Source organism: Paracoccus aestuarii (assembly GCF_028553885.1).
Classification (GTDB): Bacteria; Pseudomonadota; Alphaproteobacteria; order Rhodobacterales; family Rhodobacteraceae; genus Paracoccus; species Paracoccus aestuarii.
Genome location: NZ_CP067169.1, coordinates 2,323,639 through 2,347,909, shown reverse-complemented (window position 1 = coordinate 2,347,909; position 24,271 = coordinate 2,323,639). Strand labels below are relative to the sequence as shown.

Here is a 24,271-nt window from a genome sequence, read left to right as displayed (position 1 = left end):
CGATCCCTTCAAGGAAAGACGACACCCATGGCCCATTACCGCCATCGCAAGTTCAACACCCGCGACACTTATCCCGAACAGAACCTGGACAACGACCTGTGCCAGGCCGTCGTGACCAAAGGCGGCACGACGATCTTCCTGCGCGGCCAGTGCCCGCAGGATCTGGACACCGCCGTCAACCTGCCCAGCCACGACCCGGTCGAGCAGACGCACAAGGTCATGCAGAACATCCGCCAGCTGGTCGAAGAATGCGGCGGCCGGATGGAGCATGTGACCAAGCTGGTCGTCTATCTGACCGATGTGCGCCACCGCGAGGCGGTCTATCGCACCATGGGCGAATATATCAAAGGCGTCTTCCCGGTCTGCACCGGCCTGACCGTCGTCGCGCTGGCCCGTCCCGACTGGCTGGTCGAGATCGACGCGACCGCCGTCATTCCCGACGATGCGGCGCAGGGGGCGGCATGACCTTTTCCATCATCGGCCATTGCCCCGACAGCGGCATGTTCGGGGTCGCGATCTCGTCCTCCTCACCCGCGGTCGCGGCGCGCTGTTCCTTCGCGCGGGCAGGCGTGGGCGCGGTGGCGACACAGAACGTCACCGATCCGCGCCTCGGGCCGCATGCGCTGGACCTGATGGCGCGCGGCGCCGCCCCGGCCGAGGCGCTGGCGATCCTGGAACGCGCGGGCGCGCACATGGCCTATCGCCAGGTGCTGGCCGTGGGGCGCAGCGGCGAAAGCGCGATCTATTCCGGCACGCAGGTTCTGGGCATGTGGTCCGAGGCGCAGGGTCGCGACACCGCCGCCGCCGGCAACCTTCTGGCCGATGCGGGCGTGCCCGAGGTGATGGTCCAGCATTTCGGCGCCTCGACCGGGCATCTGGGCGCCCGGCTGGTCGGCGCGCTGCGGGCGGGTCTGGATGCCGGCGGCGAGGCGGGGCCGGTCCACTCCGCGGGCCTGCTGCTGGTGGACCGCCAGAGCTGGCCCTTGGCCGAGCTGCGCATCGACTGGTCGGACGATTGTCCAATAGCCGCGCTTGAACGCGCGTGGGAGGTCTTTCACCCCCAGATGGACGACTATGTCACCCGCGCGCTTGATCCGCAGGCCGCGCCGTCCTACGGCGTGCCGGGCGACGAATAGGCCGGAGACACGCGATGCCGCTCAGGTTCACTCTGCGACAGCTTGAATATTTCATTGCCGTGGGCGAGGCGGGCAGCATCGCGCTGGCCGCTGAGAAGGTGAACGTGACGGCGCCCTCGATGTCGTCCGCCATCGCCCAGCTCGAGGCGGGCTTTGGCGTGCAGCTGTTCACCCGGCGGCACGCCCAAGGTTCGGCGCTGACACCGGTGGGCCAGCAATTCATGGAACAGGCGAGGATCGTGCTGGCCAGCGCGGCCAAGCTGAACGATCTGGCCCATATCCACACCGGCAGCGTCCTGGGATCGCTGCGCGTGGGGTGCCTGCGCACCTTCGTGCAGTTGATGGTGCCGCAGCTGCGGCGCAGCTTCGAGACGCGCTATCCGAATGTCGAGTTCAGTCAGCTGGAGCTGGATCAGGCGCAGATCTTCGACGCACTCGGCGCGTCTCGTATCGACCTTGCGCTGACCTATGACATGTCCATCCCGAGCGATATCGACTTTCACCCCCTGCGGGACCTGCCGCCCTTCGCGATCTTCGACGTGGATCATCCGCTGGCCGACAAGACCTCGGTCACGGCCGGTGACCTGCTGGAGCATGACATGGTGATGCTGGATATGCCGCACAGCTCGGACTACTTCCTGTCGCTGTTCCGAACCCTGGGCCGTCGCCCCCGCATCGCCGAGCGCACGAATGAGATCTCGATCCAGCGTGGCCTGATTGCAAACGGGTATGGATTCGGGATCGCCAATCTGCGGACGGTGTCGGAGTCTTCGATGGACGGCAAGCCGCTGAAATTCGTTCCGCTGAAGACCGATGTACCTCACTTGCGCCTTGGAATCGCCCTGTCGCGCGCAGCCCATGTCTCGCGCACGATTCAGGCCTTCATCGACCACTGCCACGAGATTTCCGACGCCGGTGCCTTACCGGGCATGAAAAGCTGAGACGAGGACACCGATGACGGCTGAAATCCTCAAGATCCTCGAACGTCTGATCGCATTTCCGACGATCTCGCGGCAGTCCAACCTGGCCTTGCTGGACTATGTCGAGGGACTGCTGCGTCCGGTGGGTGTGCGCCTGACCCGCTATCCCGACCAAAGCGGCACCTGCGCGAACCTGTGGGCCAGCACCGGCCCAGCCATTGCCGGAGGCGTGGTGCTGTCGGGCCATAGCGACGTCGTTCCGACTGAGGGGCAGCAATGGACGACCGATCCCTTCACGCTGCACGAACGGGACGGTCTGCTCTACGGGCGTGGGGCGGCCGACATGAAGGGCTTTCTTGCGGTGGCTATTCACGCCATGTTGCGCGCGGCCGAACGCCCGCTGAAGCGTCCTTTGCATCTTGCCATATCCTACGACGAGGAAATCGGCTGCGTCGGGGTGCGGTCCATGCTGGAGGCGCGCCGCGCGCATCCGGAACGTCCCGCCCTGTGCCTGATCGGAGAGCCAACCGGAATGCGGATCGCATCCGGCCACAAGGGCAAGCGGGCGCTCACCGCCAGCTGCCACGGCCAGGAGGCGCATTCAGCCTTGGCGCCGACCGCCCTGAATGCCCTGCATCTGGGCGCGGCGTTCATCGGCCGGATGCAGGCGCGTCAGGACGCGCTGCGGGCCGAAGGGGCTCGGGACCCTGCCTACGACATTCCGTATTCGACGATCCATGTCGGCACGATGCATGGCGGAACGGCGCTGAACATCGTTCCAAAGCGCTGCGACATGGAGCTGGAGCTGCGCAATGTCGCGGCGGACGATCCCGACGCGATCCTGCAGGCGATCCGCATGGACGCCGAGGCGGTTGCAGCCCCCCATCGCAAGCTTTTTCCCGAGGTGTGGATCGAGGTGCAGGAAGTCACGGGTTATCCCGGCCTCGACACCCCTGACACCAGTCCCGCCACTGCCTTTCTGCAGAAGCTGCTCGGCCAGGACGAGCCGCCGATCAAGGTGGCTTTCGGCACCGAGGCCGGCCTGTTCGCACAGGCCTTCAATGCGCCGACGCTGGTTTGTGGCCCCGGCCATATGGCCCAAGGGCACCGCCCGGACGAGTTCGTCGCCCAAGAGCAGCTGGTCCGCTGCCAAGACTTGCTTGCCCTGATCACGGGTACGCTGGAGCAGGATGCGGATCTGTGGCGGGAGCACAATTACCCGTAGCAACGTGCTGGCCCGTTGCGCACCTTTCACCCACATTTCAGCTCCGCATCTGAACCAAACGGCCGTTACGAGTAGGCGTAGGTGTCGCCCCAGTGATCAATTGCGCTGCGGCCGAGACAAGATGAACGTCTGGCGCCTGCAATGCAGCCCTATGCGCGCGCCTACTGATGCCCGTCCCACGAGCCCACCACATCGGTATTAATATACCAGTAAACGGATTTATGTCACTTTTACTTGGTAGCTGATGCTCTTTCCGTACTGAGTGCTGAGTGTTGATTTCCAGCGAGACGTGACACCTCGTGGAAGACGCGATGGGACGTAGCGGCGCGCTGATCCTGCCGGTGCCAGATTTGGGCGTCTTGCCACCGCAGCTGCAGGGAGGAGAGGTGCCCGGCGTGACCCACCTGTGCCTGGCGCCGCTCGATCGGGCGCTGCTGATCGCGCAGTTAAGACGCGGACATGGCCTCGCTGACGCGGCCGCCGAGGCGGCGTTGCGCGAGGCGTTGCCGGATGATGCGGTGCTCGACGTCAGTCTCGGCATCGACAACGTGACGAACCGCGACTACGTCCCCGCGACCTGGGTGACCGGCTCCGCGCCGGGGCGCAACGTCAAGCTGACCCTGACTCGCAGCTTCTGACAAGATGCTCTGCAGGTCGCGTTGAGCTTTTGCTTGTAGACGCGACCTGCACCAGTGCCTCGAGCGGAATCTTCATATTCTGCACGATTCCTGATGCCTTGCCTGAAAAACCGGCGCGGAGTACAGACGCACGCCCGGGCATTCCGTCTGGCCGCCAGCGTGGTTGCCCCTGCAACTGCAGGCGAATGGCCCAAGGGGACCACGACCGATCCGTTTAACGGATTGGTCATGCGAATTTCGCATTTGCTACCGGAATGTCCGGCTGAATACCCTTCCCGCATGGTAGACGCCTTTCATCAACCGGGCACTGTCTGTGGCACGCAACGCTCTGAGGAGCGCTTGGCAGTTCACTCCAGGCATGAGCTTCACCTCGAGCGGCACGGGACTGCCGGCGCCCTCCCGACGGTCTTTCTGCACGGCGGACCCGGAGCGGGCCTGTCATATGCCTGCTTGAACAGCTTCGATCTATCCCGCCACGACCTCGTGCTGTTCGACCAACGTGGCGCAGGCCGCTCGACGCCAAGCGCGGAGCTGGACGGCAACACCACCGCGCTATTGATCGAGGATCTGGAGCGAATTCGCACGCACTTCGGCTTCGACAGCTGGATGGTCGCCGGGGGCTCCTGGGGAAGCTGCCTTGCGCTTGCCTACGCCCAAGCGCATCCCGAACGGGTCCTGGCGCTGCGCCTGCACGGGATCTTCCTCGGCCGGCCGGAAGAGGTCCGCTGGTGGTTCCACGGCATCGCCTCGGTCTTTCCCGATGAGTGGGAGCACTTTGCCAGCCACGTCCCGGCCGATGAACGGGGCGACCTGCTGACGGCTTTCTACCACCGTTTGATCTCGGCAGATTTGGCAGTGCAGGAATCGGCGGCATGGGCGCTGCGGAACTTCTCGGCTCGGACGCAGACGCTGGAACCCGACGAAGCGCATGTCGCGCATCTTCTGAGCAGTCCGGCCCGGTACCTGCCGGTGGCGCGGTTGTTCACCCATTACTGCATGAACCGTTTCTTCCTGCCTGAAGGCGCGCTGCTGGCGGGCATCGACCGTATCCGCCACATTCCGGCCGAGATCCTGCAGGGGCGCTACGACATGGTGACGCCCATGACCTCAGCTTGGGATCTGCACAAAGCGTGGCCCGAGGCGAGGTTCGAGATCGTCACGCTTGCCAATCATGCCAGCTCACCCGCCATGCTCGCCGCGCAGCGGGCGGCGACGCAGCGGCTGCTCGAAAGGACCCACGCCGTTGGCCCAAATTGATCCAAGTTCCATCCTGCCGCTGGTCGAAATTCCCTCGGCGCGTGCTCCAGCATGCTCTCCCACCGGTGATGCGGTGGCGTTCATCGACGACCGCAGTGGGATGCCGCAACTCTGGATCATCGAAGATGGCGAGGCGAGGCAGCTGACGGATCATCCCGAGCCCGTCAACAGCTTTGCTTGGAGCCCGATCGGCACCCAGATCCTGTTTACGGCGGATTGCGGCGGGGACGAACGCTGGCAGCTGTATCTGCTGCAGCCGGAGACTGGTGCCATCCGGGCGCTGACGGCGGACCCGATGACTGTACATATGTGGGGCGCCTTTTCGCCGGATGGGCAGCAAATCGCCTTCACCGCGAACGACCGGCAGAAGGACCAGTTGGATCTGCGGGTGATGGAGCTGGCAACGGGTGCCGTGCAGGCGGTCGCAGAGGCGGCTGGCCATCAAGAGGTTCTGAGTTTTGCGCCGGACGGCGCAAGCCTGCTCGTGCGCCGTACTCTGGGTGCCGCCAGCGACCAGAAGCTTGAACTGGTCGAGATCGCCACGGGACGGCGCAGCCCGGTCCTCGACGCTGACCGCCGGGTGAAGTTTGCGGCGGCGCGAATGCTGAAAGCCGGTGGCGGTCTTGCGCTTTGCGATTTCGAGGGCGACCGTATGGCGTTGTGGGGCTTTGACCAGCATGGCGCCAGCACCGGTTGCGTCTTTCGCGCGGAGGGCTGCGATCTCGACGCATTTGCGCGGGAGCCGGATCAGGACAGCGCGGTCGTCACCATCAATGAGGATGGTTTCTGCCGGCTTGCGCGGGTGAACCTTACCACGGGAGAAAGTCGCCCGCTGGCGGTGCCGCTTGACGGGGTGGTCACCGGCCTGACGGTGCCTGCGGGCGGCAACGTCGCCCTCTGCGCCGTCGCAGGCGCGGCCAACCCCTCGGCCATATGGGAGCTGCCCTTGTCGGGCGACACCGCGGTGAAGCGGCATGGCGCCGAGCCGCTGCCGGGCGAGGTAGAGGCCGAACTCAGCGCCTTCAACAGCTTCGATGGGCTGCGCGTGCCCTTTTTCCTCTATCGCCCGAAGGGCGAGGCACCGCCCTCCGGCTGGCCCGCCGTCTTCATCATCCACGGCGGCCCCGAGATGCAGTGGCGTCCGGAATGGCGGGCCGACGTGCAATGGCTGGTCCGGCAGGGGATCATGGTCGTCGCACCGAACGTGCGCGGCTCGACGGGCTACGGGCGGCGCTATCACGGGCTCGACGACCGGGAGAAGCGGCTGAACAGCCTTGTCGATCTGACGGCGCTGCGGGCCTATCTGGTTGCTGACGGTACCGTGGACGGTGCGCGCACCTGCGTCTTCGGGCGCTCGTACGGCGGCTACATGGTCATGGCTGCGCTGGCCGAGACGCCCGATCTGTGGCGCTGCGGGGTCAACTTCTACGGGATTGGCAATTTTGCGACGCATCTTCTGGCGACCGGGCCTTGGGCGCGCCAGATCCGGGTTGCCGAGTACGGCGATCCCGCGACTGACGCCGAGATGCTGGCCCGCATCTCTCCGGTGAACCGGATCGACCGGGTCCGCGCGCCGCTGCTGATGGTCCACGCCGACCGCGACCCCCGCGTGCCCCCCTGCGAGAGCGAGATCATCAACTCGCTGATGTTCGGGCTGGGCAGGCGCTGCGACTTTCTGCGGATCTCGCACGAGGGGCATGGCTTCAAGCGCATCGACAACATCCGGCGCGTCTTCGGGACGCTGGCCGAATTCATCGCACAGGAACTTTGAGGAGCGAGCATGAAGAACGAAGCCGACATCTGGAGCAGCGTGGACAGGCACGCACCTGACCTCATCGGGCTGTCCGACCGGGTCTGGGGCATGCCAGAAATCTGCTACACGGAATATGCCTCGGTCGCCGAGCATGTCGCGATGCTGAAGGAAAAGGGCTTCCGGATCACCGAGAACGTCGCCGGCATCCCCACGGCCGTGATCGGCGAAGCCGGCGAGGGCGGGCCGATCATTGCCTTCCTCGGTGAATACGACGCCCTGCCGGGCCTCAGCCAAGAGGCCGGGGTGGCCGAGCCTCGCCCGCTGCCGGGCAACGGGCAGGGGCATGGCTGCGGGCACAACCTTCTGGGGTCGGCCGCGTTGCTGGCGGCATGCGCGCTGAAGGACTGGCTTGAGGAAACGGGCACCCCCGGCCGGGTGCGCTACTACGGCTGCCCTGCCGAGGAAGGGGGCGCTGCCAAGTCCTTCATGGCGCGCGAGGGTGCCTTCGATGGCGTTGCCGCCGCAATCACGTGGCACCCCCATTGCTTCAACGAGGTTGCGCCGGCGTTGTCGCTTGCCAACACCCGGATGGACTTCGAATTCACTGGCCGCGCCAGCCATGCCGCCGCCGCGCCGCATCTGGGCCGCTCGGCACTGGATGCGGCGCAACTGATGTGTACGGGCGTGCAGTACCTGCGTGAACACGTGCCGCAGGAAAGCCGCATCCATTACTCGTTCCTCGATGCTGGCGGCGTGGCGCCGAACGTCGTGCAGGCCAAGGCCAAGCTGCGCTTTGCCATCCGCTCGCCCGACCTGCCCGGCATGTTCGAGCTGAACGAGCGCGTGAAGCGCATTGCCGAGGGCGCGGCGATGATGACCGATACCAAGGTTTCGATGTCGATCATGAGCGCGGTGTCTAACCTGCTGGCGAACACGCCGCTGGAAGAGGCGATGCAGGCCAATTTCGAACGGCTCGGTCCGCCGGAATTCGATGATACCGACCGCGCTTTCGCCGCCAAGATTCAGGCGACGCTGTCTGCCGGCGACATCTCCAGCGCCTATCGCGGCGTCGGGTTGGCCGCAGCAGAGACACCGCTGTGCGACTTCATCGTCCCGCGCGACACCAAGCGCGAGCCGATGATCGGCTCGACCGATGTGGGCGATGTCAGCTGGATCGTACCAACGGTCCAGGCGCATGCGGCGACGCTGGCCATCGGCACGCCGGGTCACAGCTGGCAGGTCACGGCGCAGGGAAAGACCCCGCAGGCCCACAAGGCGATGACCTGGGTTGCTAAGGTCATGGCCGCCACGGCGCAGGACTGCCTGACCGATCCTGACCTTCTGACGCGCGCGCGCGCCGATCTGGACGCAAGGCTGGCTGAGGCACCCTACACCTGCCCGATCCCGGCCGAGGTCAGCCCCCCCATTCAGCCCCGCCCCGAAGCGGCCTGAAGAACAAGAAAAACGACCAACAGGAGAGAGAAATGAAACGCAGAACCAAGATGCTGACATCCGCGCTGGCCCTTGCCGGGGCCACCGCGATGCCGCTTGCCGCGGCGGCGCAGACCCCGCCGAACGTGATGGTGATGGCATGGAACATCGACGCCATCTCGACCTTCGATCCTGCCCAAGTGGGCGAGGTGGTGACGGTCGAGTTGCTGGTCAACGCCTGCGACCGGCTGATGGAGTACGACCCCGAAGACGAGACGAACGTCGTCCCCGGCCTTGCCGAAAGCTATGAGGTCTCCGAGGACGGCACTACCATCACCTTCACTATCCGCGAGGGGCTCACATTCCCCTCGGGCAATCCCGCCACCGCGCAAGAGATGATGTGGTCGCTGCACCGCGTTCTCAACATCGGGCTCGGCGCGGCAGCAGCGCTGACCGAATACGGATTCTCTGCCGAGAATGCGGCCGAGCGGATCACCGCGCCTGACGACCGCACGCTGGTGATGCAGTTCGACCAGCCCTATCCGACCTCGCTGCTGCTGCAGGCCATCGCCGCCTATCCGGTGGCGATCATGCTGGACCGCGACACGATCCTCGAGAACGAGGTCAATGACGATCTGGGCAACCAGTACCTGGCCACGCACACCGAATGCGTCGGCCCCTATCGGCTGGAGCGCTGGAACCCCGGCGAAGTCGTCATCCTGGAGCGCAACGACGACTACTGGGGCGAGGCACCCGGCATGCAGACCATCCTCGTGCGCCATGTTGCCGAGGCGGGAACGCAGCGCCTGATGCTGACCAGCGGCGACATCGACATCGCCCGCGACCTGACACCCGAGGACATCGCAGATGTCTCGGCGATGGACAACATCGAGGTCGTCACGACTATGAAGCCCCAGCTGACCTACCTGGCGCTGAACAACGAGTTCGGTCCCTTCACCGACCCTCGGGCGCGCCTGGCCCTGCGCTACCTGCTGGACTATGAGGCGATGGGCAATTCGTTCCTGCGCAACATCGGAGTAATCCGGCAGAGCCCGGTGCAGCTTGGCGCGTTCGGCGCACTGACCGAAGAGGAAGGCCGCCCCTTCTCGCTGGACATCGAGCGCGCGCGTGAGTTGCTTGCCGAAGCCGGCGTGGAAGAGGGCACGAGCATCTCGTTGATCCTCGGCACCCACCCGTATTCGATGCCCATCGGCCAGCATTTTCAAGAGAACGCGGCAGCGGCCGGACTGAATGTCTCGGTCGAGCGGATGGCGAACGCGCAGCTTTTCTCGCGCATCCGGGGCCGCGAATTCGAAATGGGGGTGATGAGCTGGCAGACTTCAGTCGGGGACGCACATGGCATGGCCTCGCGCCAGATCTACAACCCGGACAACGCCGCCGAGGCGCAGCTGACTCAGTATCCCAGCTGGCGCTCGGCCTATTTCTCGGAAGAGTACAACCAGCGCGTCATGGACGCCCTGCTTGAGCCCGACGCGGACACGCGCGAGGAGATGTATCACCAGCTTCAGCTGGACCAGATGCAGGAAGGCCCCCAGGTCTTCATGTTCCAGACGACCCAGAATGTCGCGCATCGTGCCGAACTGCAGGGCTGGAATGCCCATGGCTTCAAAGCCTTTTACAACCAGGTGACGAAGTAAGCCCCGCCCGGCCCGCCGGCGCCCCGCCGGCGGGCCACCCCAGACAGGAAAGGAGGCAGGACCATGCGGGCAGCAGCAGCGCAAGGCGGGTTTTTCACATCCCGGCGCAAGCGTCAGCTTCGCGGCGGCATTCGCACTATCGGGTCGGTGGGCGTGACGCTTCTGGGCCTCGTGGCCCTGACATTCTTCATCGGGCGGATGCTGCCGTTGGACCCGGTCATCAAGATCGTGGGCGAGAACGCCCCGCAGGCCGCCTATGACCGCGTCTACCGCGAGCTGGGGCTGGACCAGCCCCTGATCATCCAGTTCCTGAACTACCTGCGCGACGCGGTCACGCTGGATCTGGGCAATTCCCTGACCTCGGGGCGTCCCGTGATCGAGGATATCGCCCGCGTCTTTCCCGCAACGATCGAGCTGGCGACCGTCGCCATGATCATCGGCACCGGCCTTGGCGTGCCGCTTGGCGTCCTGTCGGCCATGTATGCCAATACCTGGATCGACCATCTCGTGCGCACGGTCTGCCTGATCGGCTATTCCGCCCCCAATTTCTGGCTTGGCCTGATGGGGCTGATGGTCTTCTATGCCGGCCTGGGCTGGGTGTCGGGACCGGGACGGATCGGCTTTATCCACGAATACGGCTTCGAGCAGCGCACCGGGCTTCTGCTGATCGACACCGCGATGGCCGGCAACTGGGCGGCCTTCCGCAACGCGGTATCCCATATCGTGCTGCCGGCCTCGATCCTGGCCTTTGGGGCAATGACCTATATCAGCCGCATGACGCGCAGCTTCATGGCCGCGCAGCTGACGCAGGAATACGTCATCACCGCCCGCGTCAAAGGCCTGTCATGGCGGCGCACCGTCTGGCGCCACGCCTTCCGCAACATCGCGGTACAGGTACTGACCGTCGTCGCGCTGTCCTATGCCTTCCTGCTGGAGGGCGCTGTCCTGACCGAGACCGTCTTCGCCTGGCCGGGATTCGGCCGCTACCTGACCAGCGCGCTTTTGGCGGGCGACATGAACGCTGTTGTCGGCTGCACGCTGATCATTGGCCTGATCTTCGTGACCATCAACCTGATCTGCGACGTACTCTACCGCGTCCTCGATCCCAGAACCCGGTAGGATTGCGATGACCCAGACCCTTTCATCTGGCATGCGCGGCTGGCTTCAGGCGCCTGTGCCGGCGTCGGCCGCGCAAGCGCGGGCCCAGCAATTCGTGCTGAGCTGCCGCCGCTTCGCAGCCAACCGATCCGCCCTGGCGGGCGCTATCTTCCTGCTGATCCTGGTGATCGTCGCCCTGCTGGCGCCAGTCATCTCGCCCTACAACCCGTTCCAGCAATCGCTTGCCAACCGCCTGCAGCCACCCTCGGCCGCGCATTGGTTCGGCACGGATGAGCTGGGCCGGGACATCCTGTCCCGGATCATCCACGGCACGCGCATCACGCTGTACATCGCAGTGCTGACGGCGGCCATCGTCGCCCCGGTCGGGCTGCTGGTCGGCACGCTGGCGGGATATTTCGGCGGCTGGATCGACCTGATCCTGATGCGCATCGTCGATGTCTTCCTGGCCTTCCCCTCGCTGATCCTGGCGCTGGCTTTCGTCACCGCCCTGGGACCTGGGATCGAGAACGCGGTAATCGCGCTGTCCCTTTCTGCCTGGCCGCCCATCGCGCGCCTCGCGCGAGCCGAGACGCTGACGATCCGCAAATCCGACTATGTCGCCGCCATGCGGATGCAGGGCGCCTCGCACACGCGGATCATCCTGTCGGACGTGATCCCGATGTGCCTGCCCTCTGTCGTCGTGCGCGTGACGCTGAACATGGCCATCGTCATCCTGACCGCGGCGGGCCTTGGCTTTCTGGGTCTGGGTGCGCAGCCCCCCAGCCCTGAATGGGGGGCGATGCTGTCATCCGGGCGCGAGTTCATGATGAACGCCTGGTGGGTCGCCGCCGTGCCCGGCATCGCCATCCTTCTGACCAGCCTTGCCGTCAACCTCGCCGGCGACGGGCTTCGCGACGTACTGGACCCCCGCCATGACTGAGCCGCTTCTGGAAGTCGAAGACCTGCGCATCCGCTTCGCAGGCAACCGCACGGGGCGCGACGCCGTGCGCGGCGTCTCGTTCGCGGTGGGGCGCGAGAAGTTGGGCATCGTGGGCGAATCTGGCTCGGGAAAGTCCCAGACCGGGCGGGCGCTTCTAAAGCTGACGCCGCGCTCTGCCACGGTGACAGCCTCGAAACTGCGCTTTCGCAGTGAGGACCTGCTGGCGGCCAGCGAGAAACGGATGCGGCAGATCCGGGGCCGCAAGATCTCGATGATCCTGCAGGATCCCAAGTTCTCGCTGAACCCGCTGATGCGGGTGGGCGAGCAGATCGTCGAGGCTTACCGCGTCCACCATCAGGTCGATGGAAAGACTGCCCGCCAACGTGCGCTTGCGATGCTGGAGGCCGTCCACATCCGTGATCCCGAACGTGTCTTCGGCCTTTTGCCGCACGAGGTCTCGGGCGGCATGGGCCAGCGGATCATGATCGCGATGATGCTGATCCCCGAGCCCGACATCATCATCGCGGACGAGCCGACATCCGCGCTGGACGTCACCGTGCGCAAGCAGGTTCTGTCGGTTTTGGACGAACTGGTCGAAGCCCGCGGCACCGGCCTGATCCTGATCAGCCACGACCTGAACCTGGTCGCCAGCTTCTGCGACCGCATCCTGGTCATGTACGCCGGCCGCGTGCTGGAGGAAATCGCGGCGAAGGACCTGCGCCGCGCCCGTCACCCCTATACCCGCGCCCTGCTGGACAGCCTGCCGCGCCTGGACCGGCAGACCGATGTGCTGCGCGTGCCGCAGCGCGACCCGGCGTGGCTGGACGGGCCCGTCTACCGGCTGGAGGATCATTGATGCCCAACCCCATCCTCGAGGCGGTCCGCCTCAACGTTTCATTCGGTGAGGAAGACGACCGTCATCACGTCGTCAAGGACGTCAACTTCCAGATCGGCCACGGCGAGTGCTACGGCCTGATCGGCGAATCCGGCTGCGGCAAGTCCACCGTCCTGCGTGCTGCCGCCGGGCTGAACCCCGACTACGAGGGCGCCATTGTCCTCGATGGTCGGGAACAGCCGAACGCGCGGCGGGGCGCGGACTTCCTGCGCCGCGTTCAGATGGTGTTCCAGGACCCCTATGCCTCGCTGCATCCGCGCAAGATGGTGGACAAGGTCCTGCGCGAGCCCTTGCAGATTCACGGCTTCGACCGCCAGCGCCAGCGCATCGACGAGGTGCTGGTGCAGGTCGGCTTGGACCCGGCCTTCCGCTATCGCTACCCGCACGAGCTGTCCGGCGGCCAGCGCCAGCGCGTGGCGATCGCTCGCGCGCTGATCATGGAGCCCGAGGTCCTCTTGCTGGACGAGCCGACTTCGGCGCTGGATGTCTCGGTTCAGGCCGAGATCCTGAACCTGCTGGTCCAGATCCAGCGCGACCGGGGGCTGACATATCTGCTTGTCTCGCACGACATGGCCGTGATTGCCCATGTCTGCCAGCGCATCGGCATGATGCAGCACGGCGAGATCATCGAAGAGCTGACTTCGGATGCTGTCCGCAAGGGGCAGGCCAGCCACCCCTACACAAAGGAATTCCTGGACGCGAGCGCGTCCTTCGCCGCTGCCCTGGAAGGAGACGCCGCATGATCGCCGCCCTGATGCCTCATATCGAAGCGCAACCCACAGCCGCGCTGACCGTCTGGCAGAACGACCGGACCATTGGCGAATTTGGCCCCCAGGATCACCGCTTCCTGTGCCACTCCATCCGCAAGAGCATTTTAGCAGCGCTGATCGGCATCGAGGTCGAGGCCGGCCGCCTGGACCTCGGCGCCACGCTGGAGAAGCTGGGCATCGACGACAACGACCCTCTCTCGCCAGTGGAGCGGCAGGCGACGGTCTACGACCTGTTGACGGCTCGCTCGGGGATCTACCACCCCGCCGGTTACGAAACCGAGTGGATGGGCATGATCAAGGAAAAGCGCCACTCGCATGCGCCAGGCACCTTCTGGTGCTACAACAACTGGGACTTCAATGCGCTTGGCACGATCTACGTTCAAGCAAGCGGCCATAGCGTTGCCGAAGGCTTCACCCGCTATCTGGCCGGCCCGCTTGAGCTGCAGGATTTCCGCCCGGACGGGCCTCAGCCAGACGCCTGGACCGAAAGCTTCAGCCAATCCCGCCACAACGCCTATCCTTTCCGTCTCTCCAGCCGCGACTTGCTGCGGTTCTGCCGGCTGTTCCTGCGGGGCGGCCAGTGGCAGGGCGTGCAGATCCTGCCGGAGGGCTGGACCGACCTCTGCACGCTGCGGAACAGCGATGCTGGGCCGAGGGGCGCCTACGGCTACATGTGGTGGCTGGAACGCGACGGCTGCGGCCTGCCACATGTCATCCTGCCCGAGGGCAGCTACATGGCCATCGGGGCGGGGGGGCACTACGCGCTGGTAATGCCCAAGCGTAACGCCATTGTCATTCACCGCGTCGACACGGATCAGGGTCACGAGGTTTCCGGCTTCCAGTTCGGCGCGCTGCTGCGCCACGTCCTGCAGCACCTGGATTGAGATGATGGGACATCACGACACGATCGCCGGCCAGATCGCCGGCTGGATGCATGCGCGCCATGACAACGGTTATTTTGCGGCTGGCCTCGAGGCGCGGAAGCTCGCGCAGACGGCCATCGCCGACACGCTCGGCTGCATGTATGCGGGCCGGACGGATGCCGCGACGCGGGCCGTGGCGCAGGCGGCAACGGCCGCGGGCGAGGCGTGGGTCGTTAACGGCCGCGCTGCCGACCCCGCAGCCGCCGCGATGGTCAATGGAACCGCGGCCCATGCGCTGGATTTCGACGACAACTTCATGCCGGGCATGTCCCATGCCTCGGCGGTCATCGTCCCGGCGCTGCTGGCCGCCGGGGGCCGTGGGCATTCGGGGCGCGAGCTCATCGACGCCTATCTGGTGGCCCTGCAGGCGCAGGCCTTCGTCGGGGCGGGGGTGGGCCCGGGACATTATGCGGCAGGCTGGCATGGCACCTCGACCATCGGGTCGGTCGGCACGGCTGCGGGCGTTGCGCATCTACTGGGCGCGGATGCCGAGGGGATGCGGCGTGCCCTGACCCTGGCCTGCAGCTTCGCCTGCGGGACAAAGGGCCAGTTCGGCACCCCGGCCAAGCCGTTCCACGCGGGCCTGGCCGCCCGCAATGCCGTCGAGGCCGCACGGCTTGCCATGGCGGGACTGGAGGGGCACCCGCGCGCCTTCGAGGGTGCCCAGGGCTTCGCCGATATGTTCCGCGGCCCCGGTACGCCCGGTTATGACAGCGCCGAGATCGCGGGAACGACCCGCCACGTCATCGAAACCGACGGCGTCGTACCGAAACTGCACCCGTGTTGCGGCTCGACGCACCTCATTGTAGACGCACTGTCGGACCTGCGCCGCGAAGTCACCTTTGCGGCCGACGAGGTCGAGGCGGTAGCAGTCAAGGTCGGCACCGCCAACCGCCTCAACCTGCCTTACACCCGCCCGGAAAATGAGATGCAGGCCCGCTTCTCGATGAACTACTGCGTCGCGGTCGCGCTGCGGAACGGGGCCCTCGCGCTGGATGACTTCACGCCTGCGGCTGTCCGGGCGCGGCAGGACGACCCGCTGCTGGAACGCCTCACGATGACCTCGTGGACGCCCGCGGAAGAGGCGGCGGCCGCCGATGCCCGGCTGCCCCATCAACTGCACCTGCGCCTGACCGGCGGCCGCGAATTGACGACCGAGCGGATGTTTGCCCGTGGCGATCTGCGCGAGCCCTTCGCGGCCGAGGAACTGCACGGCAAGTTCCTGGCCTGCTGTACCGATGCGCCTTGGGCGCAGCCGCTGTATGATACGCTGATGACGCTGGATGCGGCGCCGGATCTTACGCCATTCGCACCGATCTTCGGCAGATCTGGTGGCCGCTGCTGACGGCGTTCCACAAGCTGTGGGCATAGCGGCTCATGTTGTGCGAGCGGTAGAGCCGGATCTCGGTCGGCAGATCGAAATCCGGTCCCCCGGCGCGCACCAGCACGCCGGACCTCAGGTCGTCGTCGACCATGATTCTGGGCAGCCAGCACATGCCGTGCCCCTGCCGGACAAGGCCGTGGATGACCGCCGCCATCGAGTTGTCCCGCACCTTGCGCAAGCGGCTCCCCACGCGGTCGAAGCAGGGCGTCAGGGCCTGCTGAAAGAAGCTGCCCTTGGTATAGCCGCAATAGGCGATCTCGGCCTCGCCTTCCAGGGACCACAGCGGCGCGCCAGCGGCGTCCGGTCGGCTGACCGGTACGGCTGTCTCGTGCCCCAGGACGATGTAACGGTGGTGACGCAAGACCAGCAGGTCCGGCACCCGGTCGTCTGCGAATGTCAGCAGAAACTCTGCTTGGCCGCGCAGGAAGTTGCGGATGTTCGCGGCCAGCAGAGGCTCGGTGTTCAGCAGGTCCACCTGCCACGCCTCGGTCGTCTCGTACCTCGCCAGCCAGTTTGGGAAAAAGTGCAGCGCCAGGGTGCTCAGGGCGATCAGGTGGCACGTTTCGATACGGCGGGGCTTCGGGCGGCCGATCGCGCGGACTTCCTCCATCTTCTCGAGAATGTCCTGAGCCAGGGGCAAAAGCACCTCACCCGCCTCGCTCAGCGCGACGGGCTGGATCGTCCGGTCGAACAACTCACTTCCAACGAATGCCTCCAGCGCGGCGATCCGTCTCGACAGGGTCGACTGAGACATCCCCCGCTCGCGGGACGTGGTAGAGAAGTTGCGGCTCTGCGCGAGGTGTAGGAAATCTACGAATAGTTCCGTGCTAACCACAGTTCCTCCTTCGATACCTGGCGCAGCATACAATAAGACAATAAGGCGCAAGTCGGGCTCGTCATAGAATCATACATCATCCATTGCAGTTCCTCGGATTGTCCAAGAGATACTCCCGGATCATCCAACAGGAGAGACCCCTTGGACGACCTGACCCCAAGCCCGATCATGCGTAACCGACGGCTGAACCCCACATTGCTTGGCTGACGCGCTGCTGCGCAGTCTTTTGGTAATCCCCCCATTCTTAGCGGGGTGCATCCGTAGAATTCACGCGGCCATTTTCAGTTTCATGGCGGGTGTGATGCCGCCGATGCCCATGTTCGGGCGGTCGTTGTTGTAAGTCCAGAGCCATTGTGTGGCGAAGTCTTGGGCCTCCTCGATGGTTTCGATGATGTATTGGTCGAGCCATTCATGCCGGACGGTGCGGTTGTAGCGCTCGATATAGGCGTTCTGCTGCGGCTGTCCGGGTTGGATGTGCTGGATCGTGATCTTACGCTTCTCTGCCCATTCCATCAGCTTGCCGCTGATATATTCCGGGCCGTTGTCGACCCTTATAGTGCCAGGCTTGCCACGCCATTCGATGATCCGGTCAAGGCTCCGGATGACGCGCTCGGCGGGCAGTGAAAAGTCGACCTCGATGCCCAAGCCCTCCCGGTTGAAGTCATCCAGCACGTTCAAGAGCCGGAACTGGCGGCCATCCCCCAGGCGATCGGCCATGAAGTCCATCGACCAGGTCATGTTGGGCGCGTCCGGCACCGCCAAAGCCTCCGGTTTGTCCCGCTTCAGCCGCTTGCGGGGTTTGATCCGTAGGTTCAGTTCCAGCGCGCAATAGATGCGGTAGACGCGCTTGTGGTTCCACGGATGCCCCTTCACGTTGCGCAAGTGCAGAAAACACAGGCCAAACCCCCAGGTCTTGCGCGCATCGGTCAACCCGACCAGCAGATCGGCGATCTCCTCGTTCTCGTCCTTCAGCTTCGGGCTGTAGCGATAACAGGTCTCGCTGACCCCGAAGGCCCGGCACGCCAGCGCAATGCTGACCCCGTGTCGCGCCACCGCTTTCTCGGCCATCTCGCGGCGTTGAGATGGCCGCGTCACTTTTTTCCCAGCGCCTCTTTGAGCAGATCGGCCTGCATGCTGAGGTCCGCATACATCCGCTTCAGCCGCCGGTTCTCGTCCTCGGTGGCCTTCATCTGGCTGATCAACGACGCGTCCATGCCGCCATACTTCGCCCGCCACTTGTAGAACGACGCGCTGCTCATGCCATGCTCGCGGCACAGCTCGGCCACCGGCATCCCGCCTTCGGCCTGACGCAGGATCGCAAGGATCTGCGCCTCAGTGTATTTGCTTGTCTTCATTAAGAATCTCCTCGTTCATCTTGCCGAGAAAATTCTACTTATGCAGCCCCTTACTTTCGGGGGGGATTACCAAGACGACGCTGAGTTTCACCGATCGCCACCACCGCTTTCTGACGGAAAAGGTGAGTGCGGGTGTGTTCGCGTCCCAGTCTGCGATGGTTGCCGCGGCCTTGGAGCAGATGATCCAGGACGAGCTGGAACGCGAAGTCGCGCTGGGGTCTTGGCCGATGAAATCTGAAGCAGGCTTCAGACGTTGCGCGAGGAGTTCATTGATGCCGGCGATGCCTTTCGCCGCGTCCGTCGCCGTGTTTCGAAGAGCGGTCATCGTTGAGCTATCGTATACGCTTCCACCCTTTGGTGGTGGACGATCTTGAGCAGATCGCCGGATGGATAGCGGATTACGCGGGCGCATCTGCCGCTGCAGCAAAGCTGGCGGAGATCGAAGCTGTGATCCTTAGTCTTTCCGAGGTTTCGCACAAGGGCGACTTGCGCGATGAGATTACGCCGGGGCGCCGTGCCATCCCGGCAGGACGCAAGAGTGTGATTGTCTTCAAGGTTGAGGATGGCGCACGAGAAGTTCTCATCTATGCCGTCACCCATGGTGGGCCGACTGGATCAAGAGAAGTCGATCTAGGGGATGATGAATGGCAGTCTCTATGCGGATCGGGCAGTCCGTGCCGGGTAGGGGAGATTGAATGCCCTCGACATTACGGAACAGTGTCCAATGCGCGCCCCCGCAACCAGTCGTAGCGAAGATCCAGCCGCCTCATACGAGGCGGCTTTTTTGTTGTCCGCCGCCGACAGCAGCGCCACGAGATCGCCCTGCAGATCGAGATCGTGACGCGCCTCCTCCGTGTTCCAGGTGACCGTGATCCGCGCGATCAGCCGGTGCAGCTCGTCCGACGCACGGCCGACGACATCGCTGCCCGACAGCGTCTGCGCCAGGTCCTCGACATAGGCCCTGTAGAGCGCCGTCAGGTCTTCGGGAAGCTGGATCACCGATCCCGCGTCGGCCTCGGCCTCGGCCCGCAGCGCCGCCAGCTGCTGCTCCGTGTCGGTCAGCCACTCGAAGATCGACGGGTTGGCGTATCCGGCTCCGATGGCCTCGCGGAAGCCTTGCCGCTTCTGCTCCAGGCTCCGGACGGCGGCAGCGCGCCGCGAGATGCGCTGGCTGGCGCCACGGTTCTGCTCGGCCAGGTGGCGGGCGTAGTCCTTGCGGAACTGAGCAACGGCTTCCCGGCTCATCAGGGCCTCGCGCAGCCCGTCCAGCACGATGTCTTCGACCGCCGCCTTGCGCAGGCCCGGCATTCCCGGGCAGACCGCCGGGCCCTTCTGCTTGGCGTTGGCGCAGTAGTAGCCCTTCGAGTTGCCGCTGCCGGCGACGATCAGCGCCCCGCCGCAGCCACCGCAGTGCAGCAGCCCCGAGAGCAGGTATTTGCGCCGCTTGGCCGCGCCACGCGCACCAAGGCCCTGCCTCTCCGGTCCCTCAGCCCGAGCAATCGCCTTCGTCATCGCCAACTGGCGGGCCTTCATAGCGTCCCACAGTTCCTGGGGGACGATGCGAAGGCCGGGAATCTCCTGGCAGACCCAGTCTTTCTCCGGCCGCAGGCGGGAGACGCGCTTCGAGGTGGCGGGGTCGCGGCGATACTCCAGCCGGTTCCAGACCCGCCGGCCGATGTAGAGCTCGTTGTTCAGGATGCCGGTGCCGCGCCGGACATGGCCGTTGATGGTGTTCTGCATCCAGTGCCCGGACCCGGACCGCGCCCGCGGCGCCGGGATGCCGTCGCGGTTCAGCGCGGCGGCGATCTTCATCGGGGACTGGCCCTCTGCGTAGGCATGGAAGATCCGCAGGATGACCTCGGCCTCCTCAGGCACGATGACCAGTCCCCTAACAGGCCCGTCCTCGCCCTGAAGCACCGCTTTCGTGTAGCCGTAGGCGCGCCCACCGCCCGAGCCGCCGCCACTGACGCGCGCCGCCAACCCCCGGTGCGTCTTTACGCGCAGGTTGTCAATGAACATCTCGGCCATGGTCGAGGTGATGGCGATCCGCAGCTTGTCGATCTCGCCAGCATCCACCGTGTGGATACCGATGTCGTTGAAGGTCGCAATGGCGTAGAACTCGGCCGTGTCCTTCATCGAGCGGCTGATCCGATCGAGGCTCTCGGCAACCACCAGGTCGAAGCGACCGTTGGAAAGATCCGCCGACAGGCGCATGAAGTCTGGACGGTCCGAGCGCGAGCCCGACATCGCCTCGTCGGCATACTCCGCCACCACCCGCCAGCCTTTCGCCTGCGCCAGCGCACGGCAGCTGGCGATCTGGTCCTTGACCGAGTTCGGGTTCTGCAGGTCGGTCGAGTAGCGGGCGTAGATCGCCACGCGGAGGGGGCATGGTGCATAGGCAATGTTCCTCAGCTGATGCGACGATAACGGCCCACAGCGCGCCGCGCGAGCGCCACGATCGCGAGAATCTTCATCAAGAGCCCGATTGCCCGGCGGCCGCGGGGCGGATAGCAAGAACGCACTGCACCTGGCGCGTCCTCGGCTGTCCGCTTCGCGGCTTCCCTTGCGGCCTGCTCGGCGATGAGGTCGATGAGTGTCTTGAGGTGCATCTGCGTCTCCTTCCGTTCGGGCCACCCCAACACCCCGCAACGCGCCGGGAACGGAGCGCCGAAAGCATCAAGAACCCGCAGAGATGCCCGCGGCCATAGCCGCGGGCGTCGGCCACCCGCCATGGAGTCTACGCTCCGACCCTAAGGCGCCTATCAGGGTAGCGCGAATCCGCAAGGCGCAGTCGCTGGAAACGGGCGATAGCGCCGGCGACTTACTGCGGCCACCACTTCTATCTTCGCAACGATTTGGGCGCGGCGTGCCATCTGAAGGTGCGCGGCAAGAGGGTGTCCCATCCGCTATCGGAGGGGAGTCTTCAGAGACACGGCGAGAAATACGACGTGCACTTTTGAGAGGATAGGCTTGCGCCAGTTAACTCTTTACGTTTCAAAAAAAGTTTGTTTTTTTCACGGAAGCCAACGTCAATGCGAAGGGAAGCTTGACATGGAGTCGAGTAAGATACTCAAGAAATTCAAAGAGGCACAGCACAGCCTTGTGATTCAAAATTCCGATTTTTCATTGTCTGTGATGCGCGAAATGATCCAGAGCGGAGCTGTTGACGTTAATCCGCACTATCAACGACGTGATCGTTGGCCCAGAGCGAAACAGTCTCGTCTTATCGAGTCGTTCATTCTCAACGTTCCCGTCCCACCAATTTTCCTGTCCGAACACGAGTTTGGAAGCTATAGCGTTATAGACGGAAAGCAGAGGCTTACTGCAATAGATCAATATCTTGGTGGAGAGTTTGGGCTTGAGGGCCTAGAAAGTTTTCCAGAGCTCAACACCCTGAAGTTCAGGGATCTGCCCCGTGAAATCCAGAACGGACTAGTTATGCGGCCATACCTCCGGGTTACTACGCTGCTGAACCAGTCAGACCCAGAGCTAACATACGAAGTATTTCTGCGACTCAATACAGGTGGGGAAAGTCTAACCGCACAGGAAATAAGGAATGTTGCCTATGACGGCCCTTTCAATGCTGGACTTATCGAAGCTTCAACTAATGATTTGCTTGCTAGGGCGCTAGGCTCCAGACCCATTGATCTTACGGTCTTTGCATGATTCAGGCTCCGCAAGGAGACCTGATCGATGAGTAATCTTTACTGGCTGAGCGACGCCCAAATGGAGCGTCTGAAACCGTTCTTTCCCAAGAGCCATGGCAAGCCCCGGGTCGATGATCGTCGCGTCCTCAGCGGCATAATTTTCATCAATCGTAATGGGTTGCGGTGGTGTGACGCGCCGAAGGAATACGGCCCGGCCAAAACCCTCTACAACCGCTGGAAGCGCTGGAGCGATAACGGGGTTTTTGCCCGGATCATGGTCGGCCTTGCCGCCGAGAGCGCCGAGCACAAGACGATCATGAATGACGCGACCTATCTCAAGGCACACCGCACGGCCTCGAGCCTTGGGGTGAAAAAGGGGGGCGCGGGCGCCAGATCGGGCGCACCAAAGGCGGTATGAACACCAAGTTGCACGCTGTCGCCGATGCGAAGGGGCGGCCGATCGGGTTCTTCATGTCGGCCGGCCAGGTTAGCGATTACACCGGCGCGGCGGCGCTGCTGGGCAGCCTGCCGAAGGCTGAGTGGCTTCTGGCCGACAGGGGCTACGACGCTGATTGGTTCAGAGACGCTTTGAAAGACAAGGGGATAAAGGTTTGCATCCCCGGACGGAGGTCCCGCAAGAAGGTCGTCAAATACGACAAGCGGCGTTACAAAAGGCGTAACCGCATCGAAATCATGTTCGGACGTCTGAAGGACTGGAGGCGCGTCGCAACCCGTTATGACCGCTGCCCGGAAACGTTCTTCTCAGCGATCATGCTCGCCGCAACCGTCTTGTTCTGGCTGTGAAACTTAATGAGTCTGGAGCCTAAAGTTAACGGGTGGCCGCGTTTCGAAGGACATGAATGATGTGGAGATGGTCCTCCGCTTTCTCTACATGAACTTCGGCGAGCTCGACGTGAATTTCATGTCCCGCGGGATGGATGAGTTTATGAGAGCAAACAAGGAAAGTTGGCCTCGAGATTTTCAAGAGGCGTTTCATGTCAGCATAAGCCGGTGCTTTACACTTTGGGGCGATAATGCCTTCAATAAGCCTGTTGATAACGGTTGGCGTTCTCAATTTATCGCGCCGATGTACGATGCAGAGATGCATGCTTGCTGTTGTTTATCCACAGGTCAATTTGATGTTCTGGCCGATAGACCTGAAAGAGTGCGAGAGGCAACCAAAGAGCTTTTTCGACGCGACCTTCAGTTTGTGAAATCTGTTACTCAGTCCACTAATAACTTGTCGGCCATTAAGTACCGTCTGAACACCATGAGGCAACTCTTGCAGGAGCTCGCCAGTGAGTGAGGCAAGGAGCCAGCTTATAAGAAGACTGGCTGCTCTTGAACTCGGCCTATCCAGTGAAACGATAGCGCAAAAGTCACCGGCTGAGGTTGAGCATAATCAAGTAGCAGCTCTCTTCCGCCAAGGAATGGCCGTTGTGGCGTTTGTTGCGTTAGAGGATTTTGTGAAAAGAAGGGCTTCGGAAGCTCTCGACAAGATCGGGCATTGCGGGATACCCTTCGTAGAACTTCCGGACAAGCTGAAGAAGGCTACTACTTATGAAGCTTTCGGCTCGATAGCGTTTCAGTTGAAGATTAGGTCGCCCGAGGAGAAAGAGGTCTATGCGCAAGAATCTGCGGGGGCAATTTTTTCTACTGCCAGCGAGAGCTACAATCTCTACCGTCACGCATTCGGGTTCGACGCCTCGAATATTGGATCAGAATCTGTAAATAGATTTCTGTCTGCGGTTGGTGTTTCCTCTGCATGGCAGAACATGACTGCTTTGGCAGGTCAGCTCGATCTAGGCTTGGATCTCAAAGGCAGGTTCGAATCAAGCGCGCGGTTAAGGCACAAGGCGGCTCACGTGCCCAGCGCCAACATAACCGTTGGCGAACTTGAGACGCTGAGGAAGAACTGCATAGCCATATCGATATGTTTCGATGCTTTACTAGAAACTGCTTTGTGTGCGTTCGAGAGGCGTGACCATGACATCTTGTCTGGAAGGCGTCCACTGACGTCTGCAGACGTGATGTTCTGTAAGGTAAAATGGATCGACGATAGATGGAAAGTCTATCCTAAGGGCGCAGTAAGGGCGCTTAGGGCATTTCCGGATAAACCTAGCGCAGAGCAATTTGTTCTACAGAAAGCATGGGGATCTCGGTGCTGTGCCATTTTCTATGGCGAGGATCGTTTCGCGTCCGCCTGGAAAATCATCAGATGAGGCAGCAATGCACGTGATGACCGATAGCAAAGGGTGAGGCTATGCTTGGCAGCGTCTATCGGTTAAAGGTGAGGGCGGCATCAATGGTGGGCCCGGCGATGGCTAGCTCTTCGCTCATGCAGTCGACGCACACTGAGGCAAGGCTATGAGGCCGCAGGCGCGATGGGTGCACGGTAGGTTCTAC

24 protein-coding genes are annotated in these 24,271 nt (G+C 63.5%); 20 read left to right on the top strand and 4 right to left on the bottom strand.

Going from position 1 to position 24,271, the window contains the following annotated elements:
- Positions 1-27 precede the first annotated feature (27 nt).
- The 15 genes from JHW48_RS11920 (at position 28) to JHW48_RS11850 (ending at position 15,989) form a co-directional block, all read left to right on the top strand.
- Positions 28-465, top strand: a complete 438-nt coding sequence (locus JHW48_RS11920; protein ID WP_119885589.1) for a RidA family protein — start codon at positions 28-30, stop codon at positions 463-465.
- On the top strand, positions 462-1,136 hold the full coding sequence (locus JHW48_RS11915) for a DUF1028 domain-containing protein (protein ID WP_119885590.1): 675 nt from the start codon (positions 462-464) through the stop codon (positions 1,134-1,136). Before JHW48_RS11920 ends, JHW48_RS11915 begins: the two co-directional genes overlap by 4 nt.
- 14 nt (positions 1,137-1,150) lie before the next feature.
- Positions 1,151-2,077 carry a LysR family transcriptional regulator gene (locus tag JHW48_RS11910; protein WP_119885591.1) on the top strand — a complete coding sequence of 309 codons (927 nt, stop codon included), beginning with the start codon at positions 1,151-1,153 and terminating at the stop codon, positions 2,075-2,077.
- Between the two features lie 13 nt (positions 2,078-2,090).
- Positions 2,091-3,281: an acetylornithine deacetylase gene (gene argE / locus JHW48_RS11905; protein ID WP_119885592.1), complete on the top strand. Its 1,191-nt coding sequence runs from the start codon at positions 2,091-2,093 to the stop codon at positions 3,279-3,281.
- Between the two features lie 311 nt (positions 3,282-3,592).
- Positions 3,593-3,919 carry a hypothetical protein gene (locus JHW48_RS11900; protein ID WP_119885593.1) on the top strand — a complete coding sequence of 109 codons (327 nt, stop codon included), beginning with the start codon at positions 3,593-3,595 and terminating at the stop codon, positions 3,917-3,919.
- A gap of 93 nt (positions 3,920-4,012) precedes the next feature.
- Positions 4,013-5,176, top strand: coding sequence for a prolyl aminopeptidase (gene pip, locus JHW48_RS11895; protein ID WP_119885594.1), 1,164 nt, complete (start codon positions 4,013-4,015; stop codon positions 5,174-5,176).
- Positions 5,163-6,947 carry a S9 family peptidase gene (locus JHW48_RS11890; RefSeq protein ID WP_170152246.1) on the top strand — a complete coding sequence of 595 codons (1,785 nt, stop codon included), beginning with the start codon at positions 5,163-5,165 and terminating at the stop codon, positions 6,945-6,947. The genes pip and JHW48_RS11890 overlap by 14 nt, the downstream gene beginning before the upstream one ends.
- Positions 6,948-6,956: 9 nt before the next feature.
- Complete coding sequence (locus JHW48_RS11885) at positions 6,957-8,381, top strand: M20 family metallopeptidase (RefSeq protein ID WP_119885596.1); 1,425 nt, start codon at positions 6,957-6,959, stop codon at positions 8,379-8,381.
- A gap of 32 nt (positions 8,382-8,413) precedes the next feature.
- On the top strand, positions 8,414-10,018 hold the full coding sequence (locus tag JHW48_RS11880) for an ABC transporter substrate-binding protein (protein ID WP_119885597.1): 1,605 nt from the start codon (positions 8,414-8,416) through the stop codon (positions 10,016-10,018).
- Positions 10,019-10,081: 63 nt separating this feature from the next.
- Entirely contained in the window at positions 10,082-11,137 is a 1,056-nt protein-coding gene (locus JHW48_RS11875) for an ABC transporter permease (RefSeq protein WP_119885598.1), read from the top strand.
- A 7-nt stretch (positions 11,138-11,144) separates the two neighbouring features.
- The gene (gene nikC / locus JHW48_RS11870) at positions 11,145-12,056 is read left to right on the top strand and encodes a nickel transporter permease (RefSeq protein ID WP_119885599.1); all 912 of its coding nucleotides are present in this window, start codon (positions 11,145-11,147) and stop codon (positions 12,054-12,056) included.
- A complete protein-coding gene (locus JHW48_RS11865) occupies positions 12,049-12,912 on the top strand; it encodes an ABC transporter ATP-binding protein (protein ID WP_119885600.1) in 864 nt (287 codons plus the stop codon). Before nikC ends, JHW48_RS11865 begins: the two co-directional genes overlap by 8 nt.
- Positions 12,912-13,694, top strand: coding sequence for an ABC transporter ATP-binding protein (locus JHW48_RS11860; RefSeq protein WP_119885601.1), 783 nt, complete (start codon positions 12,912-12,914; stop codon positions 13,692-13,694). Before JHW48_RS11865 ends, JHW48_RS11860 begins: the two co-directional genes overlap by 1 nt.
- Positions 13,691-14,605, top strand: a complete 915-nt coding sequence (locus JHW48_RS11855; RefSeq protein ID WP_119885602.1) for a serine hydrolase domain-containing protein — start codon at positions 13,691-13,693, stop codon at positions 14,603-14,605. Before JHW48_RS11860 ends, JHW48_RS11855 begins: the two co-directional genes overlap by 4 nt.
- Before the next feature lies 1 nt (position 14,606).
- Positions 14,607-15,989: an MmgE/PrpD family protein gene (locus tag JHW48_RS11850; protein ID WP_272835603.1), complete on the top strand. Its 1,383-nt coding sequence runs from the start codon at positions 14,607-14,609 to the stop codon at positions 15,987-15,989.
- Here the strand turns inward: JHW48_RS11850 and JHW48_RS11845 are convergent.
- A complete protein-coding gene (locus JHW48_RS11845; protein ID WP_170152247.1) occupies positions 15,943-16,863 on the bottom strand; it encodes a LysR family transcriptional regulator in 921 nt (306 codons plus the stop codon). The two genes, JHW48_RS11850 and JHW48_RS11845, sit on opposite strands and share 47 nt — an antisense overlap.
- Before the next feature lie 267 nt (positions 16,864-17,130).
- A protein-coding gene (locus JHW48_RS11840; RefSeq protein WP_119885604.1) for an IS3 family transposase occupies positions 17,131-18,218 on the bottom strand; the annotation gives its coding sequence in 2 pieces (ribosomal slippage) (positions 17,131-17,957 and positions 17,957-18,218; 1,089 coding nt in all).
- A gap of 327 nt (positions 18,219-18,545) precedes the next feature.
- Between JHW48_RS11840 and JHW48_RS11835 the strand changes: the two genes are divergently transcribed.
- Complete coding sequence (locus JHW48_RS11835; RefSeq protein ID WP_119885605.1) at positions 18,546-18,968, top strand: type II toxin-antitoxin system RelE/ParE family toxin; 423 nt, start codon at positions 18,546-18,548, stop codon at positions 18,966-18,968.
- Here JHW48_RS11835 and JHW48_RS11830 read toward each other — a convergent pair.
- Positions 18,873-20,594 (bottom strand): recombinase family protein, encoded by a 1,722-nt coding sequence (locus JHW48_RS11830; RefSeq protein ID WP_170152249.1) that lies wholly within the window; start codon positions 20,592-20,594, stop codon positions 18,873-18,875. The two genes, JHW48_RS11835 and JHW48_RS11830, sit on opposite strands and share 96 nt — an antisense overlap.
- Positions 20,595-20,626: 32 nt before the next feature.
- Entirely contained in the window at positions 20,627-20,827 is a 201-nt protein-coding gene (locus tag JHW48_RS11825; protein ID WP_170152250.1) for a hypothetical protein, read from the bottom strand.
- Positions 20,828-21,269: 442 nt separating this feature from the next.
- On the opposite strand from JHW48_RS11825, the gene JHW48_RS11820 reads away from it, so the two are divergent.
- The 4 genes from JHW48_RS11820 (at position 21,270) to JHW48_RS11805 (ending at position 24,087) form a co-directional block, all read left to right on the top strand.
- Entirely contained in the window at positions 21,270-21,884 is a 615-nt protein-coding gene (locus JHW48_RS11820) for a DUF262 domain-containing protein (RefSeq protein ID WP_119885607.1), read from the top strand.
- Positions 21,885-21,911: 27 nt separating this feature from the next.
- Positions 21,912-22,669, top strand: a protein-coding gene (locus JHW48_RS11815) for an IS5-like element ISPaes2 family transposase (RefSeq protein WP_119885608.1) whose coding sequence is annotated in 2 segments (ribosomal slippage) — positions 21,912-22,236 and positions 22,236-22,669 — 759 coding nt in all. Because the reading frame shifts where the segments join, the coding sequence is not laid out codon by codon here.
- Between the two features lie 52 nt (positions 22,670-22,721).
- Positions 22,722-23,171 (top strand): hypothetical protein, encoded by a 450-nt coding sequence (locus JHW48_RS11810; RefSeq protein WP_147388066.1) that lies wholly within the window; start codon positions 22,722-22,724, stop codon positions 23,169-23,171.
- On the top strand, positions 23,164-24,087 hold the full coding sequence (locus JHW48_RS11805; protein ID WP_147388067.1) for a HEPN domain-containing protein: 924 nt from the start codon (positions 23,164-23,166) through the stop codon (positions 24,085-24,087). Before JHW48_RS11810 ends, JHW48_RS11805 begins: the two co-directional genes overlap by 8 nt.
- The last annotated feature ends 184 nt before the right edge of the window (positions 24,088-24,271 follow it).

Bases quoted from the DNA above. Each gene is read 5' to 3' on its own strand.
- JHW48_RS11920 (WP_119885589.1), top strand. From the start codon at position 28: ATGGCCCATTACCGCCATCGCAAGTTCAACACCCGCGACACTTATCCC.
- JHW48_RS11915 (WP_119885590.1), top strand. From the start codon at position 462: ATGACCTTTTCCATCATCGGCCATTGCCCCGACAGCGGCATGTTCGGG.
- JHW48_RS11910 (WP_119885591.1), top strand. From the start codon at position 1,151: ATGCCGCTCAGGTTCACTCTGCGACAGCTTGAATATTTCATTGCCGTG.
- argE (WP_119885592.1), top strand. From the start codon at position 2,091: ATGACGGCTGAAATCCTCAAGATCCTCGAACGTCTGATCGCATTTCCG.
- JHW48_RS11900 (WP_119885593.1), top strand. From the start codon at position 3,593: ATGGGACGTAGCGGCGCGCTGATCCTGCCGGTGCCAGATTTGGGCGTC.
- pip (WP_119885594.1), top strand. From the start codon at position 4,013: ATGCCTTGCCTGAAAAACCGGCGCGGAGTACAGACGCACGCCCGGGCA.
- JHW48_RS11885 (WP_119885596.1), top strand. From the start codon at position 6,957: ATGAAGAACGAAGCCGACATCTGGAGCAGCGTGGACAGGCACGCACCT.
- JHW48_RS11880 (WP_119885597.1), top strand. From the start codon at position 8,414: ATGAAACGCAGAACCAAGATGCTGACATCCGCGCTGGCCCTTGCCGGG.
- JHW48_RS11875 (WP_119885598.1), top strand. From the start codon at position 10,082: ATGCGGGCAGCAGCAGCGCAAGGCGGGTTTTTCACATCCCGGCGCAAG.
- nikC (WP_119885599.1), top strand. From the start codon at position 11,145: ATGACCCAGACCCTTTCATCTGGCATGCGCGGCTGGCTTCAGGCGCCT.
- JHW48_RS11865 (WP_119885600.1), top strand. From the start codon at position 12,049: ATGACTGAGCCGCTTCTGGAAGTCGAAGACCTGCGCATCCGCTTCGCA.
- JHW48_RS11860 (WP_119885601.1), top strand. From the start codon at position 12,912: ATGCCCAACCCCATCCTCGAGGCGGTCCGCCTCAACGTTTCATTCGGT.
- JHW48_RS11855 (WP_119885602.1), top strand. From the start codon at position 13,691: ATGATCGCCGCCCTGATGCCTCATATCGAAGCGCAACCCACAGCCGCG.
- JHW48_RS11850 (WP_272835603.1), top strand. From the start codon at position 14,607: ATGATGGGACATCACGACACGATCGCCGGCCAGATCGCCGGCTGGATG.
- JHW48_RS11825 (WP_170152250.1), bottom strand. From the start codon at position 20,827: ATGCACCTCAAGACACTCATCGACCTCATCGCCGAGCAGGCCGCAAGG.
- JHW48_RS11820 (WP_119885607.1), top strand. From the start codon at position 21,270: ATGGAGTCGAGTAAGATACTCAAGAAATTCAAAGAGGCACAGCACAGC.
- JHW48_RS11810 (WP_147388066.1), top strand. From the start codon at position 22,722: ATGAATGATGTGGAGATGGTCCTCCGCTTTCTCTACATGAACTTCGGC.